The following is an 18295-nucleotide window of genomic DNA, read 5'->3' on the forward strand; positions in this document are numbered from 1 at the left end:
GTTTTCATTTTACTTTTAGAAATTTCTTAAGTTTATTGTAAAAGAAAAAAGACTGTAGGCAAACTCGAAATTTATCGAGTTTGTCTACAGTCTGAGGCATTCAGAAGTGATCTGAATGCCTTTTTTGTTTCATAATGATACAATGGTTTATTTGTTGTTATTTTGCAGTAATTGTTAACCCCATTTTCATCATTGCATCGGATAAATCATGTGATGTTTTGTCATAGATGGATAAACGGTAAATGAATTCATCTTTTTCAAGTACAACCATAATAACTTCTTCTTCACCTAAGTTTGCCATATATGCAGTCGAATTTTTATATTGACCAGCTTTCACATAAGGTGTTAAATCAAAGGCTTCATATTGCTCACTTATAGCTTTCATCGTTTCTTCTGTATTGGTAACGATATTTTCAAACGTTGTATCATTTACAGACATTGGTTCAATACGCATAAATATAGCGTCATCTTTTTCAAGGAATAACACATCTCGACCAGGTTCTTCTGCAGTTAGTGAAAACCCAGGTATCGCTTGTATTGTATATAGTTCGCTATCGATTGAAGTAGTTTTTTCTGTATGCTCTTTATCATTTGACGTATAAGTAATGGATTGCCCGTTTCCATCGTTTGTTGGTTCTTCTTCGTTCGTTATAGGTGGATTATCCGTTTCTACACTATCTTTAATTTTACTATCGTCAGCAGTAATCGTATCACTAGCGGGTTCTGTTTGTGGATCTGCAGTGTTACATGCTGTTAGAACTAGTAATGCTAGCACAAAGGTCAATAATAATCGAAAGTTCATTTTCATAAAATTTATCCTCCTTGTTGTATTAAACGTTTAAATTTGCTAAAAGTTTCAAAATTCCTCCATCGCTTTAAGACAATGGGGCAATCATAAATAATAATAAGATAAATACTTCGTGAGAGACGATGATGAGTGGCATACTCTTCTTCCACTCATAAAGGAAGCCCCATACAAGGCCTGTAACAAGCGCTGCAACGGCTCCAAGTACAAATCCACTAATCCATACTGAAAAGGCAAATAACACGCTTGTAATCAGTACAGCAATCCAAGGAGATACCCATTTTTTTAATTGTTGCTGAATATACCCTCGCCAGAATAGTTCTTCACCCACAACGATAATAAAAATTAATAATAGGTAATGCCAAATGTTTGCTGGACCATATTCATTTAAAAATTTTGAGATAGTTTTTGCAGTACTTCCATCAATTTTTACTAATACAATATAACCTAACTTTACGATTGCATAGAGAATGGTACCGTAACCCACTCCAAAAATTAGATATTTCCATGTTGGAAGCTCGTCCTTAAAATCTCCTGCAATTGTCGCGATTGCGATACCGACAAGCAGTGTAAAGGTGTAAAGATACCAAAAGATTTGAGATTCCTCAAAAGTGTAAAATAATATGGTATAGATGAATAACAATGAAAGAAGGAGTGCTACATTTTGTTTAGAAAATCTCATTTGTTCTAACCTCCTCCTTAACATATTATCAAAAAAAAATTTCCCTATCATCTTTTAACGATAGAAAGGGAAATTAAATTAATATACTGTTTGATGTAGGAAAGTGAAAATGACGGTTATTTGTTTTAATCAGTACCATGATATATGGTAGTAATTTCATTGGTTAAAATTGAGTTACTATTTTATATCGTTTATGGTTTACAACTGTTTTTTCTTCCATCTCAAGGTCATGAAAATTATCCATAATTGTTAAGTCTACAATTACAGAGTTTTCATTTACTTTTTCAACAATGCCTTTTAAACCCTCTTTAAACTCGACAATATTTCCAACCTCTGCTATTTTCATAAGAGTCAGCTCCTTATCGACTAATATTAAGAAAGTTTGCATTAATTTTTAAAAAAAGTAAAGAGCTTTTTGAATAATTCATCAATTTTAACTATTTTATCTTCATTAAGCTAATAAATATCAGCTAAATGAAGATAAAGCCCCGACGGATGTCACGGATTTTTACATGAAAGTAAGGTGTTTTTTATGGAAATTTATAAAAATATGATTGAACAACTAAAAAAACGGGAAGTAAAGAGTATAGAAATTAAAAAAGAAGAGTTTTTACAATTTCGTGAGGTATTAGTGAAGGACGAATTATTTAAACATTTCCGGGGAGAGGCTAAACAGGGGGGGAATGTTGTTTTTACCTTTTTAGACCAGCCTAGAAGTTAAATGTCGAACTTTGTCAAAGGATTTTCACCCTATTATTAGTAGGAAAATATTATAATGGGAGAACATCACGAATTTTAGGAGGGGTTTTGTGGGAAGAAACCTTTTGAAAAAACTTGAAGAGACAAGACAATTGATGATTGAATCGGGAATGGAAAATGGTCTTCAAAACCCAAAAACAATTCGTTTGAGTAAAAAATTAGATCGACTAATGAATCAAATTGATGATGAACCCACTCTATTAGAAAATGAACAGCACCATAAATATATACAATAATTTTTTTGAAATATTGGTTTAAAATTTTTTAGGCATGGGAATATTAATTATGAACACAGCAACATTCTCATTTCCCCCTTTTAGAGCAGGAGTTTATACTTCCTGCTCTCTTTTTTGTGGGTAAAATGTAAAAAATGTGTAATTATTCCACACAAATATCTACAAGTAACAATTCTTTTGATACACTAAAATAAAGTGAAACTTCAATCCGTGGGGGTTTTCTTCATCCCCCACGGATTGTTAGTTGAACCAATCGGGCTTTTATAGGCAGTTGATCTCCCACTTATCTTTTTCGCTTCACTAAAATCTTGAAGTGGGAGTCTTGTACCTGTCGTAAAGCTTTCGGTACAGATACATTACTGCCCGTTAATGCGGGATAAATGGAAGATGTAAAGGAGACACGTAGTCATGGGACAAAGTAAAAAAATCGCCTTTATCGGTACTGGTGTAATGGGATCAAGTATCGTTCAACATTTATTAAAAGCGAATTATGAAGTAACAATTTATACGCGTACAAAAGAGAAAGCACAAGAGTTATTAAATCAGGGTGCTTTATGGGCTGAAACCCCAAGTAAAGCGGCAGAAAATAAAGATATTATATTCACAATGGTTGGTTTTCCATCTGATGTCGAAGAAGTATATTGTGGTGAAGATGGTATATTTCAAGCCGCTAAAAAGGGTGCCATTGTTATCGATATGACGACATCTGAGCCCTCACTAGCAATCAAACTGTACGATGAGGCAAAGAAGAATGGCATTGGTAGTCTTGATGCACCTGTTTCTGGCGGTGATATTGGTGCAAAAAATGGCACACTTTCGATTATGGTCGGGGGAGATCAAGATACATTTTCAGAAGTATATCCGATTCTACAATTATTCGGCTCGAATATAGTGTATCAAGGTGGAGCTGGAGCTGGTCAACATACAAAAATGTGTAACCAAATTTTAATAACGACAAATATGATTGGTGTTTGTGAGTCCATTAGCTATGGCTTAAAAGCAGGTTTAGATATTGAAAAAGTATTTCAATCAATTTCGAGTGGTGCAGCAGGATCGTGGTCGTTATCGAATCTTGGTCCCCGTATGATAAAAGGGGATTTAGAACCAGGCTTTTACATCAAACACTTTCTAAAAGACATGAATATAGCAATTAACGAAGCAGAACGCATGAATTTAGATTTACCGGGTTTAAAATTATCAAAGGAGCTATATACAACCCTTATAGAAAAAGGCTATGGAGAAAAAGGAACCCAAGCATTAATAAAGTATTATGAAGGATAAAGTGAAACTTCAATCCGTGGGGGTTTTCTTCATCCCCCACGGATTGTTAGTTGAACCAATCGGGCTTTTACGGGCAGTTGATCTCCCACTTATCTTTTTCGCTTCACTAAAATCTTGAGGTGGGAGTCTTGTACCTGTAGCTAAAGCTTTCGGTACAGATACATTACTGCCCGTTAATGCGGGATAAAGTAGACCTTGAAACCAATTTAAAGGATAGGAGAGAGTAAATGGCCAAACAACAAAGGAATACAATCCCTGGGCAAAGAAGTCAGCTTGCTTTATTTCTGTCTTTACCTATTCTTTCATGGGCATTTTATGACTTTGCTAACACGATTTTTTCGTCCAACATTAATACGGTGTTTTTTCCTTTCTACATGGATGAAGTGTTAGGGACAAACGAAGTACGACAGCAAGTAGCGAGCACATTTATTTCATATGCCAATGCGGTTGCAAGTTTCTTTTTAGTTTTATTTTCGCCTCTGTTTGGGGTATGGATTGATAATACCGGATACAAAAAAAGGTTCATTGTTTGGTTTGCTTCGATTTCCATCCTTTTCACGTTTCTCATGGGTGTTTTTGCTCAGTTTGATTTTAATCTCGACTATTCGGGAATACCATTGAGTTTATTTTTAGTTGTGATTAGCTTTGTTATCGCAAAATTTTTCTTTAATTCAAGTTTAGTATTTTATGATACGATGATGGCCGACCTTGGGACAAAAGAAGAAATGCCCCTTATATCAGGTTTTGGAGTTGCAGTAGGGTATTTAGGTACGATTTTTGGTTTACTAGTTTACTTGTTTGTAAGTGATGGAGATTTCCATCGCGCCTTTATTCCAACCGCCATTCTTTATTTGCTTTTCTCATTGCCATTATTTTTCTTTATAAAAGATCAACCTATTCCTAAAGCCCAACGTAAGTCGATGAAATTTTTAGATGGTTATAAGGAAATTGTTCATACATTTAAAGAAATGAAAAAGCACAAATCTATATTTACCTTCATGATTGCATACTTTTTCTTAAATGATGCTATTGCAACAACTATTGCCATGATGGCCGTATATGCAACAGCTATTGTAGGGTTTTCTTCTGGTCAATTTATCATTCTTTATTTAGTAAGTACCATCTCTACAGTAATAGGTTCTTTAGTTTTTGGTTATATTACAAAAGCAATTGGTGCAAGGAGAGCGGTTACCATTGTGGCAATTCTCATGATCATAGCCCTAACTGTTGCGGTTTTCGCTACCCACCAATGGATGTTCTGGATTGCAGGTAGTATGTTTGGGATTTCCCTTGGCTCAATGTGGGTGACGTCTCGAACACTTATTATTGAACTCTCACCAGAGGAAAAACGCGGTCAATTTTTCGGTCTATTTGCTTTTTCCGGGAAAGTATCGTCTATCATCGGACCAGCCACTTATGGAACTGTGACACTTTTGTTAAAAGACTACGGTACATTAGCTAGTAGAGTTGCATTAGGGTCATTAATTATCCTTACAATTATCGGACTTCTTGTACATTTAAAAGTTAAGAATGAAACGTAAAAACGATTATAGGAGAAAAGACTTCCCTATGATACAATCAAATTATATTACTAGATATTTATAGTTAGGGAAGGAGCGGGAAACTTATGGAGCAAAAAGGTATTTTACTTGAGAGTGGAACAAATGAACTTGAAATAGTAGAGTTTGAAGTTTCAAATAATAAGTTTGGAATTAATGTTATTAAAGTAAAAGAAATCATTCAACCGATTCCAGTTACATTTATTCCCCATGCACACCCACATGTTGAGGGGATCGTTCAGTTGCGCGGTGAAGTATTACCAGTTGTAAACATGCTAAAAGTATTAGGTATTCCGAGTGGGGAATTTAGCTCACAACAAAAATATATTGTGGCGGAATTCAATAAACAAAAAGTAGTTTTCCATGTGGATAATGTTACGCAAATTCACCGTATTTCTTGGGATCAAATTGAGAAGCCATCTGATATGTATCAAGGTGGTACTTCACAAGTAATCGGCGTAATTAAACAAAACAACTCGATGATCTTATTATTAGATTTTGAGAAAATTATGGTCGACATTAACCCAGATTCAGGCATTAGTATGGAATCGGTTAAAAAACTAGGGAAACGCCAACGCTCAGAAAAGAAAATTGTCTGTGCAGAAGATTCCCCGCTTCTACGTAAATTGCTTCATGACACAATGAATGAAGCAGGATATGTAAATCTTGAGTTTTTTGAAAATGGACGAGATGCATATGAGTATTTAGAAGGACTATTAAAATCAGGTAAAAAAATTGAAGAACAAGTCCAATTAGTTATTACAGATATTGAAATGCCTCAAATGGATGGTCATCATTTAACGAAAAAAATCAAATCACATCCAGAACTTGGGAAATTACCTGTTATTATTTTCTCAAGTTTAATTACAGATGATTTACGCCATAAAGGTGAAGAAGTAGGCGCTGAAGATCAAATTAGTAAGCCAGAAATCGCTGAGTTAATCATAAAAACAGATGAATTGATTTTATAATAAATAATATAAACTCCGACTCGAAGTTTAAGCAAATTTTATATGTTTTGACGAAGGCCGGTTAATTAAAATATCCGGTCTTTTCTATTGTTCATTTTGGAGCAGCTAGCAACTTGCTTTTTAATTTCCTTTTGGAAAATATTGTTTAAACCAAGAACGAATGAACCATTCTGATAGTAGAAGGTTACATACAATAAAAGTAGCCCATATCGAATATAAAAGAGAGAAGTGATACTGTGGAAAGTTTAAATACAGCTATTATTGATATTGGTTCAAATACGATCCGTCTTGTTCTTTATAAATACAATTCAAAAGAAGGGCTACGTGAATTTGGCAATATTAAAACGGTTGCAAGACTACGCACCTATATTCAATCAAATGGTGAAATGTCTGAGCAAGGAATTACTATTTTAGCAGATACTTTAAATGCATTTAAAAAAATATTAGATGACTATGAAGTAACGGACATATATGCTGCTGCTACAGCGGCAGTTCGTCAAGCGAAAAATAAAGATTTGATTATAAAGCGCATGGCAGAAGAAACTGGTATTACCATTGATTTATTAAGCGAAGAAGAGGAAGCTTATTTTGGTTATATCGCAGTAGCTCATTCCATGGACACTCCGTCTGCCGTTACAATAGACATTGGTGGAGGATCAACGGAGCTTACGTTGTTTGTGAACAAAAAATTACAAAAAACGATAAGTTTTCCATTTGGTACAGTTTCTCTTAAGCAAAAGTTTGTTGCTGGCGATATAATTAATGAAGAAGAAAAAAAACTTTTACATCAATATGTTAAAAAGCAATTTGAAAAATTAGAGTGGATCAGGGACGTACAATTACCAGTTGTTGCAATTGGTGGTAGTGCTCGTAATATTGCACAAGTTCATCAACATATTGTTAACTATCCGATATCAGGAGTACACCAATATGAAATGAAGATAGACGATTTAACTAATTTAAGTACAACCTTAAGTAAAATGTCTTTTGAACAGTTAAAACAGTTAGATGGTTTATCTTCTGATCGAGCAGACATTATCGAAATTGCCCTCGAGGTATTTCGTAGTTTAATGAGTGTTGTCCGTGCTAAGAAGTTCCAAGTAAGTAAAAAGGGATTACGTGAAGGATTAATTATCAATCGTGTACTACAAAGCGATCCACAAAGCTTTGATAAAAATAATGTATTTAATGTAAACGCAAAAAGACTTACCTATGAGTATGGGCGCCAAAATGAAGAATGTTTGATGCTAACAACAATCACAGAACAGTTTTATAAAGAAAGTTGTAGGTTGAATTTATTTATTTATAACGAGGATCACTTAAATTTACTTAAAAAAGCAGCTAAGGTTTTTTCATTAGGTGAATACATCGAGCAGGATTCTTCCAATCAACATACGTTTTATTTACTTGCAAATCAATCGATTGCAGGACTGTCCCATGTAGAACGGGTGAAAGTAGCATTACTCGCATCTTACAAAAATAAAGACTATTTCCGTCGCTTTTCGGCGCCATTTTTAACTTGGTTTACACGGGAAGAATTGAAGTCATTGAAAGATTTCGGTGCCATATTGAAATTTATTTATTCTTTAAATGTTTCCAAACGGAATGTTGTAAAGGATATTAAATTTGAAATAGTCAACGATACGATACACATTTATATTACGGCGAGTAAACTTCCAATGGCAGAGATATACCACGCTGAGCGCCAGAAAAAACATATCGAACGTGTGTTTAAGAAACCTGTAAAAATTGAATTTATTAAAGAGGGTGTAGGAGATGACAACAGAAATTTCTCAAGGTGAACATGAAAATCAGTTAGAAGGTTCTTATCTTCAAATGTTACAAGAAATTGCCAAACCACAATACTATAATAACCGTGAATTAAGTTGGTTAGCTTTTAATGAACGAGTTCTAGAAGAGGCTGAAGATATAGAGAATCCTTTATTAGAAAGGTTAAAATTCCTTGCCATTTTTAGTTCCAACTTGGATGAATTTTTCATGGTTCGTGTTGCGGGACTCCAAGATCAAGTTCGAGCAGGATTTCATAAACCAGAAAATAAATCTGGTTTAACACCAAAAGAACAACTAACAAAAATTGCTGAACGTACACAAGCATTAGTTCGTCGCCAAATGGAAGTGTTCCGTCATTTAATTTTTGAATTACTCCCAAAAGAAAACGTCAATCTTCGTGAATTTAAAACGTTAAATAGTGATCAGAAAAAGTATATTGATGAATTATTTGAAGAAACGGTTTTTCCAGTTCTTACACCAGTAGCGGTGGATGCTTATCGTCCATTTCCTACTTTACTTGGGAAAACATTAAATTTACTTGTGATGTTAGAAGAAGAAAGTAATTCTCTAGAGCCACATGAAAAAGTGGCAATTGTGCAAGTGCCATCTGTTTTGGAACGCTTTATAGAGCTACCAAGCATGAACGGAGAAAAAGATTTTGTTTTATTAGAGGATGTTATAACAAGTCATATTTCTAAGTTGTTTTATGGGTATAATGTGAAGTCTACTCAAGCCTTCCGATTAACACGAAATGCTGATCTAACGATTCATGAAGAAGGCGCCCAAGATTTACTTGTTGAAATTGAAAAGGAATTAAAGAAACGTAAATGGGGAGTAGGGAGCCGTTTAGAAGTACGTGATGGTGAAATGAGCGACGACGTACTGGATTACTTGCTGGAAGAATTTGAAATTGAGGAATCGGATGTATTTAAAATAGATGGTCCTCTGGATTTAACTTTTTTATTTGGATTTGTCAAGAAGATCTCGCCTGGATTAGAGCATTTAGAATATGAAAGCTTCATTCCCCAACCACCAAAAGATTTAAAATCCGACGAAAATATATACGAAAAAGCCTTATTACAAGATATTTTCTTTCACCATCCATTTGAATCGTTTGAACCAATTGTTGATTTTATAACGGAAGCTTCTACTGATCCGACCGTTTTAGCAATCAAGCAAACATTATATCGAGTAAGTGGAAATTCACCAATTATCGGTGCATTAAAGCAAGCAGCAGAAAATGGAAAACAAGTAACAGTTTTGGTAGAATTAAAGGCTCGTTTTGATGAGGAAAATAATGTACACTGGGCTAAAGAATTAGAACAAGCGGGTTGCCTTGTTATTTATGGTATGAACAATCTAAAAACCCATTCCAAAATTACCCTTGTTGTTCGACGAAATCATGGGAAAATTGAACGTTTTGTTCACTTAGGAACAGGGAATTATAATGATGCTACTGCAAAAATTTATACGGATATGGGAATTATTACATCGGATAAAGAATTTGGGATTGATGCAACAAACTTCTTTAATTATTTAAGTGGGTATACAGAAAAACCAACATTCCATCATATCGTAGTAGCACCTTTTGATATTCGTGACGAATTTATTAAACTAATAGACGAAGAAATTCGAATGCATAAAATATACGGCAATGGATTTATTCGTGCAAAAATGAATTCATTAACCGATAAAGATTTAATTGTGAAGCTTTATGAAGCATCCGTTAATGGTGTGAAAATTGAACTGCTTATTAGAGGAATCTGTTGTTTACGTCCTGGTATCCCAGGGATCAGTGAAAATATTACTGTCTCAAGTATTGTTGGACGCTTTTTAGAGCATTCTCGAATCTTTTGGTTCCATCATAATGGGGAAGATAAAGTATTCCTTTCTTCAGCGGATATGATGACGCGAAATATGGTAAAGCGTGTAGAAATTTTATTCCCTCTCTATTCTCAACAAATTAAAAATAGAGTGATGGACATTTTATTGACGCAATTAAAAGATACTGCAAAAGCACGTATACAAGATTCTACTGGAAAGTACCACTATAAAACGGAGCGTCAAAGTTCTGAAGTGTTAAATTCACAAGAACAATTTTTAATTGAAGCAATGAGTACGGTTGTTGTGGAAGAATAAAAATTCATGTAGAATAGTGTAGTCTTGGAAAAGACTGCACTATTTCCGAAAAGTTGTAATTTTACTTGTATTTAATGGGGGATAACCTATGATAAACTTTCCAATTATGGAAATTGAAGATTACTTGCGTGATATTTTGAAACTAAATCCTTTTGAAGCGGTTATCATCTTAAAACAACAAGAACGACAAGCGTATAGCGTTGAAATGATTAATTCGAAAGCATCGATTTTATCTCCTGTTACATTTTCAAGAGGAATGGATGCAAAGCAATTTTTTCAAGGGTTACATTGGGATCAGTTGGTAAATATCATTCAAAATAGTAATGGTGAATTAAATTACATATCAGTTGATGAGGATAAAAAACGACTATCTTTTTATGTGCAGCCTGTTTCTTCAAAGGAAGATGTGTATTTTATCTTAATCATTAAGCAAGTATTACAAGATAATACCCCATTTAGTTTATTAACTTTCCAAGATGAAAATACGGGCCTTTTAAATCGACGTGCATTAAATGTAAGATGGTCTGAGCATTATCGTGATTATAAAGATGATAAGAATATTGCACTATTACTCATTGATTTAGATCGATTTAAAAAATATAATGAATCCTTGGGTAAACACAATGCGGATATTATGATAAAAAAAATAAGTGAACGCTTTAATGATTTACGAAATGAACAATGTGAACTGTTTCATTACAATGGTGATGAATTTATCTTGTTAGTTCGCTATTATTTGCGAGAAGAAGTAGATCTCATTGCAAATCAAATTTTTGAAAAGCTCAAAGATTCATTTTTTATTGATGGACAAGAATATTTTGTGACATGCTCTATTGGGATTTCCACGATACTAAATGATCAAAGCCGTGATTTAGAAACGATGTTACTGCAAGCGGAACAAGCTTTATTTTATGTGAAAAAACATGGTAGAGCCCATTATCGATTTTATCGTGAAGAAATGAGTCATACGTTCCAAAATGAAGTGCTGATGGAATCGCATTTACGAAGAGCCATTGAATTTAATGAGCTGATTATCCATTTGCAACCTCAAATTGATTTTGAAACCAATGAAATTGATAGCTTTGAGGCATTGATTCGATGGAATAACCCGAAATTTGGTTTCGTTCCGCCTTCTCAATTTATTCCTCTTGCAGAATCATCTGGACTCATTCTTCAAATTGGGGATTGGGTTCTTGAGGAAGTTTGTAAGTATCAAAAACAATGGCGAGAAAAAGGGTATCGTCCTGTCCGAGTGGCGGTAAATATTTCACCAAAACAATTTAAACAAGAACAATTTACTGAGAAAATAAAAATGATTTTAGAGAAATATGAAGTCGAGCCAAAATATATTGAACTGGAAATAACGGAAAGTTCCATGGAAAATGTGGATGAAACACAGAAGATTTTAACGAATTTAAAAGCGTTAGGTGTATATGTGTCTGTGGATGATTTTGGTACAGGTTATTCTTCCTTAAGTTATTTGAAAAAGTATCCAATCGATATTATTAAAATTGATCAGTCGTTTATAGCGGATTTAAATAAAGATGAAAAAAATGAAGCGATTGTGAAAGCGATTATTGCGCTTTCTCAAAATCTTGGGATGGATGTCATAGCTGAAGGTGTGGAAGAACTTTCTCAGGAAGTTTTCTTAAAGCAGCATCGTTGTAAGAAGGGGCAAGGGTATTTATACAACAAACCGCTCCCGGTAGAAGAGATTATTGAACAATATTTAATCCGTTAATATGAACCAACAAATTTTATGTGAATAGAATTTGTTGGTTTTATTATTGTTGTTAAGTAGATACTGAAAAGTTTTTAATAAAGTGTTGCTTTGTGAAGATCATTAAAAGTTTCTAGATATAGTGCGCGGCTTACGGTGGTAGGTCACGACTTTTCAGTTTGTTTGTAATACTTGACCTTGAAGGGAAAATGCAGAAACGTTTTAGAAATTAAGTTACTATGCCATATCTTTATGAGGTGTTGCTTAGTGAAAGATCCGCTCACATTTGTGAATACCTACAAAAGTTTCTAGATATAGTACGCAGCTTACAGTGGTAGACCGCGGCGCTTAAGTTTAGTTATAATACTAGATCTTTAAGGAAGAATACATAAATACATTAGCCAAGTCCGTGGAAAGCGAAGTGAACTTCACTTCATAGTTAGAAAAGTGTAGATTATTAATTAAGATTAGGAACTACCTCCTCAAACAGGTGTATCACTGTATCTTGAGGTTGCGATTTTAAACTGTTAACCTCGACTTTTGGTGAGGAATTCTTAAACATTAGGTTTAGTATTTTCTATATTTTCAGAAAATAGAATGACAGTTTGACTCCAATGCTGTAAAATTGAAAATGAATATTCATTCAGTTTTGATAGGATAGGGGATATGGGATGTTAAACAATGAAACGATTATTGTAACTGGTGGGTCTAGTGGAATGGGACTAGCGATGGCGAAACAGTTTGTAAAAGAGGGCGCGAACGTCGTGATTACTGGTCGGGATCAAGAACGATTACAACAGGCAAAAAATGATATTTTGAAAAATGGTGAATCGATCGAAACTTTTCAAATGGATGTACGAGAAGTGGAACATGTGAAAGCGATGGTCCAATTCACTATTAATAAGTTCGGGAAGGTTAATAGTTTAGTAAATAATGCAGCTGGAAATTTTATCGTTCCTGCTGAAAAGCTATCACCAAACGGATGGAAAGCAGTCATTGATATTGTATTAAATGGTACATTTTATTGTTCTTCCGAGGTAGGAAAGTATTGGATTGAAAATAATATCAAAGGAAAAATCTTAAATATGGTAGCAACCTATGCATGGGGTGCTGGTGCGGGGATTGCTCATTCTGCTGCTGCCAAAGCTGGAGTCTTATCACTAACTAGAACGTTAGCGGTGGAATGGGGTCATCAATATGGTATTCGAGTAAATGCCATCGCACCAGGACCAATCGAGCGAACAGGTGGTGCGGATAAATTGTGGGAATCTGAGGAACAAGCCAAACGAACACTTCATTCTGTCCCTTTAAAACGGTTAGGTACACCTGAAGAGATAGCGGACCTTGCTACATTTATTTTATCCAATAAAGCCTCGTATATGAATGGAGAATGCGTCACTTTAGATGGCGGTCAATGGTTAAATCAGTTTCCTTTTTAATTATGGAAAATAGCACCAAAGAATAAGCGCTTTTATGAAACACATACTAAGTACACTTTCTAAAGTAAAAAGGGGGTGTACTAATGTTTGGGGTTTGGACAATACCAGCGCTTATAGCAGGGATTATTCTAGTCTTTATTTCGTACTACTTAACGGTAGGAGTCATGAAAAAAGTTGAAAGACGTGCAGCCATAACGGATACGCCAATCAGTAAAGTAATCAGGGATCATCCGATAGCCTTAAACCCAATAATTTTATCATATGTAGTATTCCTGGCGTTTACTGGGATTATAATATTTTATTATTGGGCTAAATACGGCTATTAGTATGTGACATTTACCAAAAATCATCCTTCTACTCCGAAATACTACCTCCTTATCATGGTCAATTGTGAACAATTTGTGATATTATATAAGTGAGGTAGTAATTGTACGTAAGTTTTACAAATAAAGGAGTAGAAGGCCATGATTTCAACAAACAGAAGAGCATTATTAGATACTCCAATCAGTGAGTTTATTATTTCGGCGGAAAAAGTTGCTCATGTTCAAGTAGGAAATAGTGCGGAACATGCTTTACTCGTATTAACAAAAACAGGTTATTCATCCGTACCCGTATTAGATACGAAATTTCGGCTACACGGATTATTAAGTACAAAAATGATTACCGAATCAATTTTAGGACTTGAACGTATCGAATATGATAAATTAGCGAATATAAAAGTAGATGATGTGATGGATAAAGGCGTCATGTACTTAAAAATTACAGATACATTCCAAAAAGCATTAGACCTTGTCATTAACCATGCCTTTTTATGTGTGGTTGATGATGAAGGTACTTTTGCGGGTATTTTAACTCGTCGTGTAATATTAAAGCAATTAAAGAAATACATTTATCAAGTAGATTAAGAGATTTCAATCGACAAAACCAGAGTTAAAGGTTTTGTCGATTTTTCATTACGTTTGTGATAGGGATGATGATTTTGACTGCAACAGAGGCAGAAATTATAAAAATATTAGCTGAAGAAAAAAATATGAGAAAAGCGGCAGAACGACTTTTTCTTACTCAACCCGCTCTTTCTCAACGTCTTCAGTCCATCGAAAAAGATTGGGGAGCGCAACTTTTTATTCGCTCTCAAAAAGGACTGACTCCCACACCAGCAGGAGAACTAGTGATTCAATATGCAATTGAAACGATTACTCGCAAAGAAGAAGTTTTCGAAACGATACAGGCACTTCAGTCGAAAGTACATGGAACATTAAAAATCGCCTGCGCTTCAATTGTCGGACAAAATTGGTTGCCAAAAGTACTGAAGGATTTTGTGACACAATATCCAGATGCGAAAATTTCGCTCATTACCGGCTGGAGTTCAGAAATTGTAAAAGCTTTATATGAGGGGGAAGCGCAAGTAGGGATTGTGCGCGGACAAGCAGAGTGGAAAGGAAAAAAAGTACACCTTTTTCGAGATATGATGTATTTAGTGGACAAGGAAATTGAAAAAATAGATGATATCTTAACAACAGATCGGCCCTTTATTCAATTCAAAAGTGACTCAAGCTATTATCAAGAAATCCAACTATGGTGGCAGCGACATTTTTCATCCAATCCAAAGCGTCAAATTATAGTCGATCAAATTGAAACATGTAAACAAATGGCCATGAATGGCATTGGGTATGCGATTCTACCTTCTATTACGTTAAATGAAGGGGAGGAGGTAAATAAAATTCCGATTACAAACACAGATAAAGATTTAGGGTTAACTCGTGATACATGGTTAATTGGTTATGAATCTTCCTTTGAATTACGGCAGGTGGAAGCTTTCGTTGAGGTCGTACAAAAACATGCGAGTTGTCTTTATGATTATACAAATTAATTACGTGCTATTTAGGCGGAAATTTAGTACAATCTTCATGTTAGAAGAAATTACATGTATGGGGGATTCAATATGTCGAAAAAATTAACTGCACAAGAAATTATACAATTTATCTCAGAATCTAAAAAAGTTACGCCTGTTAAAGTTTATGTTAAAGGTGAAAATGTAGCTAACTTAACATATGGAGCGAATACAAAAGTATTCGGAGAAAATAACTCTGCTGTAGTATTTGGCGAGTGGAGCGAAATCGAACCAACTTTAAAAGAACATGCTGATCAAATTACAGATTATGTAGTTGAAAATGATCGTCGTAACTCGGGTGTGCCAATGCTAGATATTAAAAATATCAATGCACGAATTGAACCAGGCGCAATTATCCGTGACCAAGTAACAATTGGTGACAATGCTGTTATTATGATGGGATCAATTATCAACATTGGCGTTGAAATTGGGGAAAAAACGATGATTGATATGGGTGCTGTATTAGGTGGCCGTGTAATTGTTGGGAAGAGATGTCACATCGGTGCTGGTACGGTTCTTGCAGGTGTAATCGAACCACCTTCAGCAACGCCAGTTATTATTGAAGATGATGTAGTAATCGGTGCTAATGCGGTTGTTTTAGAAGGTGTACGTGTTGGGCAAGGTGCAGTTGTTGCAGCCGGAGCAATCGTTATTAGCGACGTTGAACCATATACGGTTGTAGGCGGAGTACCTGCTCGTGTATTGAAAAAAATGGATGAAAAGACAAAATCAAAAACAGAAATCATGGATGCTTTAAGAAATATTTAAGAAGGTGTAAAAGATGGATTCACTCGTTCAAATAAGAAGGGAATTACATCAAATCCCCGAGTTAGGTTTTCAAGAATTTAAAACACAAAAATATTTACTTGAAAAAATTGCACAACTTCCACAACAATATTTAGAAGTTGTGACATGGAAAACGGGAATTGTTGTAAAAATTACCGGAAGTAATCCAACAAAAACAATTGGGTGGCGAACGGATATTGATGGATTGCCGATAATAGAAGAAACGGATTTACCTTTCGCTTCCATTCATGAAGAAAATATGCATGCATGTGGTCATGATTGCCATATGACGATTGCACTTGCGCTTGTTCAAGCTTTTGCTATTAATCAGCCAAGTCAAAATGTTATTGTATATTTTCAGCCAGCCGAAGAAGGCCCAGGTGGAGCAGAACCGATGCTACAGTGGTTGAAGTCGGAAAGAGCGGATTTAATACCTGATGAGATCTATGCATTGCATATTGCACCAGAGTATCCAGTAGGTACCGTCGCAACCCGTCCTGGATTGTTGTTTGCCGATACGTCTGAATTATTTATTGATTTAAAGGGGCTTGGTGGACATGCAGCTTATCCTCATAAAACACGTGATATGACTGTTGCTGCTGCAAACTTAATTTTACAATTGCAAACAATTATTAGTCGTAACATTAATCCATTAGATAGTGCAGTTATTACAATTGGGAAAATGACATCTGGTACTGTACAAAATATTATTGCGGAAAATGCTCGACTTGAAGGGACAATTCGTACCTTAAATGCAGAAGCGATGAATGATGTGAAAAGAAGGATCGAAGCAATTTGTTCAGGTATTGAAGCCTCTTTTGAATGTTCGATTTCCATTGACTATGGTTCTATGTATTATGAAGTGAATAATAATGAGCGATGTGCGAATGCTTTACTTTCTTTTGCGGAAGAGTTTGAAGGATGTAACGCTTATTTATGTTCTGAATCAATGACCGGTGAGGATTTTGGTTACTTTTTAAAGGAAATCCCGGGGGCACTGTTTTGGGCAGGGGCAAATTGTGAATATGGGTTACACCATGCAAAATTGACTCCTGATGAAAATTTACTTTCGATCAATGCAAACTTTGTTGAACAATTTATTAGAAGTTTATAAGGAAAAAACGGTGAAGAGACCTACTTCTTCACCGTTTTTTTATTTATCCCGCGGGATAATGCTATAGAAAATTCTAATAAAGTATTGCTTTGTGAATAGCATCAAAAGTTTCTTGATATAGTACGCGACCTACAGTGGTAGGCCACGGCTTTTAAGTTTGGAAATATTACTAAGGATAAACGTTTTAGAAATTAAATTACTACAAGATATTTTTAGGGGATATTGCTCAGTGAGCGGATACTTTTATACATTTTTATAGTATAACTTCTTTTTTCTTTCCTATTTTTTGAATCGTAATCTTATTCATTGTACTGTATAGCCTCCATCTAAAATAACGGCTTGGCCTGTCATGCCCGATGTTGCGTCGTCTGCTAGAAATAGTGCTACATTGCCAATTTCTTTTACATCGAGTAACCGTTTTTGTGGAACGAGGGGATAGATGACTTCCTCTAACACATTGTCTAAAGGAACGTTTCGTGCTTTTGCTAAATCTTCCAATTGGTTCCGAACGAGGGCGGTATCGACATAGCCAGGGCATAGAGCATTGACTGTGATGCCATCTGTAGCCGTTTCTAACGCTGCTACTTTTGTTAATCCAATTACGCCATGTTTTGCTGAATTGTAGGCAGCTTTTCCTGCAAATCCTACAAGTCCATTAATAGAGGAAATGTTAATAATGCGCCCGAACTTCTGTTTTTTCATATGTGGAAGTACATGTTTCATCGTGATAAAAGGTGCAGTTAACATAATTTTAATTAATAGCTCAAAACGCTCTGTTGGAAAATCTTCAATCATCGCGACATGCTGCATTCCTGCATTGTTAATTAAGATATCTACTCGTCCAAACTGATCAATTGTCGTTTGAATAGCACGTTTGATGTCCTCTTCACATGTCACATCACATTTTAGCGCAATTGCATTTTCGTTTAGTGATGCCGCCGCGACTTTTACTTGTTCTTCATTGCTATCCGTTAATACAATTTGTGCACCTTTTTCATGGAATTGTTTGGCGATTTCGAATCCAATCCCCTGTGCGGCGCCCGTAATCAAAACAACTTTATTTTTTACCATAAAATGCCCTCCCTTTTAAATAAGATAATGATATATATGCTTTTAATTGGA

At 35.0% G+C, this 18295-nt stretch carries 18 protein-coding genes; 14 read left to right on the forward strand and 4 right to left on the reverse strand.

Annotation, left to right across the window (positions count from 1 at the left end; translation table 11 throughout):
* Positions 1-157 precede the first annotated feature (157 nt).
* The 3 genes from EK386_RS10905 to EK386_RS10915 form a co-directional block, all read right to left on the reverse strand.
* On the reverse strand, positions 158-808 hold the full coding sequence (locus tag EK386_RS10905; protein WP_126659202.1) for a hypothetical protein: 651 nt from the start codon (positions 806-808) through the stop codon (positions 158-160).
* A 67-nt stretch (positions 809-875) separates the two neighbouring features.
* Entirely contained in the window at positions 876-1487 is a 612-nt protein-coding gene (locus EK386_RS10910; RefSeq protein ID WP_126659203.1) for a CPBP family intramembrane glutamic endopeptidase, read from the reverse strand.
* Positions 1488-1650: 163 nt separating this feature from the next.
* Positions 1651-1833 carry a YkvS family protein gene (locus EK386_RS10915; RefSeq protein WP_126659204.1) on the reverse strand — a complete coding sequence of 61 codons (183 nt, stop codon included), beginning with the start codon at positions 1831-1833 and terminating at the stop codon, positions 1651-1653.
* Positions 1834-2019: 186 nt separating this feature from the next.
* On the opposite strand from EK386_RS10915, the gene ykzS reads away from it, so the two are divergent.
* From ykzS to EK386_RS10990, 14 genes are all read left to right on the forward strand, one after another.
* Complete coding sequence (gene ykzS / locus EK386_RS10920) at positions 2020-2208, forward strand: protein YkzS (protein ID WP_126659205.1); 189 nt, start codon at positions 2020-2022, stop codon at positions 2206-2208.
* 88 nt (positions 2209-2296) lie between these two features.
* Positions 2297-2482 (forward strand): aspartyl-phosphate phosphatase Spo0E family protein, encoded by a 186-nt coding sequence (locus EK386_RS10925; protein ID WP_126659206.1) that lies wholly within the window; start codon positions 2297-2299, stop codon positions 2480-2482.
* 408 nt (positions 2483-2890) lie between these two features.
* Positions 2891-3763, forward strand: a complete 873-nt coding sequence (locus EK386_RS10930) for an NAD(P)-dependent oxidoreductase (protein WP_126659207.1) — start codon at positions 2891-2893, stop codon at positions 3761-3763.
* A gap of 227 nt (positions 3764-3990) precedes the next feature.
* Positions 3991-5304: an MFS transporter gene (locus tag EK386_RS10940; RefSeq protein WP_126659209.1), complete on the forward strand. Its 1314-nt coding sequence runs from the start codon at positions 3991-3993 to the stop codon at positions 5302-5304.
* 86 nt (positions 5305-5390) lie between these two features.
* Complete coding sequence (locus EK386_RS10945; RefSeq protein WP_126659210.1) at positions 5391-6293, forward strand: chemotaxis protein; 903 nt, start codon at positions 5391-5393, stop codon at positions 6291-6293.
* A gap of 236 nt (positions 6294-6529) precedes the next feature.
* A complete protein-coding gene (locus EK386_RS10950) occupies positions 6530-8095 on the forward strand; it encodes a Ppx/GppA family phosphatase (RefSeq protein WP_126659211.1) in 1566 nt (521 codons plus the stop codon).
* On the forward strand, positions 8070-10223 hold the full coding sequence (locus tag EK386_RS10955; RefSeq protein ID WP_126659212.1) for an RNA degradosome polyphosphate kinase: 2154 nt from the start codon (positions 8070-8072) through the stop codon (positions 10221-10223). Before EK386_RS10950 ends, EK386_RS10955 begins: the two co-directional genes overlap by 26 nt.
* A gap of 88 nt (positions 10224-10311) precedes the next feature.
* Positions 10312-11964 (forward strand): putative bifunctional diguanylate cyclase/phosphodiesterase, encoded by a 1653-nt coding sequence (locus tag EK386_RS10960; RefSeq protein ID WP_126659213.1) that lies wholly within the window; start codon positions 10312-10314, stop codon positions 11962-11964.
* Positions 11965-12614: 650 nt separating this feature from the next.
* Positions 12615-13382 carry a 2,4-dienoyl-CoA reductase gene (gene fadH / locus EK386_RS10965; protein ID WP_126659214.1) on the forward strand — a complete coding sequence of 256 codons (768 nt, stop codon included), beginning with the start codon at positions 12615-12617 and terminating at the stop codon, positions 13380-13382.
* A gap of 83 nt (positions 13383-13465) precedes the next feature.
* Positions 13466-13708, forward strand: a complete 243-nt coding sequence (locus EK386_RS10970; RefSeq protein WP_126659215.1) for a short-chain dehydrogenase — start codon at positions 13466-13468, stop codon at positions 13706-13708.
* A gap of 138 nt (positions 13709-13846) precedes the next feature.
* Positions 13847-14287 (forward strand): cyclic-di-AMP-binding protein CbpB, encoded by a 441-nt coding sequence (cbpB, locus tag EK386_RS10975; protein WP_126659216.1) that lies wholly within the window; start codon positions 13847-13849, stop codon positions 14285-14287.
* Between the two features lie 74 nt (positions 14288-14361).
* A complete protein-coding gene (ccpC, locus tag EK386_RS10980) occupies positions 14362-15252 on the forward strand; it encodes a transcriptional regulator CcpC (RefSeq protein WP_439331229.1) in 891 nt (296 codons plus the stop codon).
* Positions 15253-15324: 72 nt separating this feature from the next.
* A complete protein-coding gene (dapD, locus tag EK386_RS10985) occupies positions 15325-16041 on the forward strand; it encodes a 2,3,4,5-tetrahydropyridine-2,6-dicarboxylate N-acetyltransferase (protein ID WP_126659217.1) in 717 nt (238 codons plus the stop codon).
* Positions 16042-16054: 13 nt separating this feature from the next.
* Positions 16055-17173: an N-acetyldiaminopimelate deacetylase gene (locus tag EK386_RS10990; RefSeq protein ID WP_126659218.1), complete on the forward strand. Its 1119-nt coding sequence runs from the start codon at positions 16055-16057 to the stop codon at positions 17171-17173.
* A gap of 303 nt (positions 17174-17476) precedes the next feature.
* Here EK386_RS10990 and EK386_RS10995 read toward each other — a convergent pair whose 3' ends face one another.
* Positions 17477-18244: a 3-hydroxybutyrate dehydrogenase gene (locus tag EK386_RS10995; protein WP_126659219.1), complete on the reverse strand. Its 768-nt coding sequence runs from the start codon at positions 18242-18244 to the stop codon at positions 17477-17479.
* Positions 18245-18295 lie beyond the last annotated feature (51 nt).

This window comes from Lysinibacillus antri, assembly GCF_003977595.1.
In the GTDB taxonomy this organism is placed as follows: Bacteria; Bacillota; Bacilli; order Bacillales_A; family Planococcaceae; genus Ureibacillus; species Ureibacillus antri.

Coding starts and splice junctions, on each gene's coding strand:
- EK386_RS10995 (WP_126659219.1), bottom strand. CDS start 18,244: ATGGTAAAAAATAAAGTTGTTTTGATTACGGGCGCCGCACAGGGGATT.
- EK386_RS10915 (WP_126659204.1), bottom strand. CDS start 1,833: ATGAAAATAGCAGAGGTTGGAAATATTGTCGAGTTTAAAGAGGGTTTA.
- EK386_RS10960 (WP_126659213.1), top strand. CDS start 10,312: ATGATAAACTTTCCAATTATGGAAATTGAAGATTACTTGCGTGATATT.
- fadH (WP_126659214.1), top strand. CDS start 12,615: ATGTTAAACAATGAAACGATTATTGTAACTGGTGGGTCTAGTGGAATG.
- EK386_RS10905 (WP_126659202.1), bottom strand. CDS start 808: ATGAAAATGAACTTTCGATTATTATTGACCTTTGTGCTAGCATTACTA.
- EK386_RS10930 (WP_126659207.1), top strand. CDS start 2,891: ATGGGACAAAGTAAAAAAATCGCCTTTATCGGTACTGGTGTAATGGGA.
- EK386_RS10910 (WP_126659203.1), bottom strand. CDS start 1,487: ATGAGATTTTCTAAACAAAATGTAGCACTCCTTCTTTCATTGTTATTC.
- EK386_RS10990 (WP_126659218.1), top strand. CDS start 16,055: ATGGATTCACTCGTTCAAATAAGAAGGGAATTACATCAAATCCCCGAG.
- EK386_RS10940 (WP_126659209.1), top strand. CDS start 3,991: ATGGCCAAACAACAAAGGAATACAATCCCTGGGCAAAGAAGTCAGCTT.
- ykzS (WP_126659205.1), top strand. CDS start 2,020: ATGGAAATTTATAAAAATATGATTGAACAACTAAAAAAACGGGAAGTA.
- EK386_RS10955 (WP_126659212.1), top strand. CDS start 8,070: ATGACAACAGAAATTTCTCAAGGTGAACATGAAAATCAGTTAGAAGGT.
- EK386_RS10945 (WP_126659210.1), top strand. CDS start 5,391: ATGGAGCAAAAAGGTATTTTACTTGAGAGTGGAACAAATGAACTTGAA.
- dapD (WP_126659217.1), top strand. CDS start 15,325: ATGTCGAAAAAATTAACTGCACAAGAAATTATACAATTTATCTCAGAA.
- cbpB (WP_126659216.1), top strand. CDS start 13,847: ATGATTTCAACAAACAGAAGAGCATTATTAGATACTCCAATCAGTGAG.
- EK386_RS10970 (WP_126659215.1), top strand. CDS start 13,466: ATGTTTGGGGTTTGGACAATACCAGCGCTTATAGCAGGGATTATTCTA.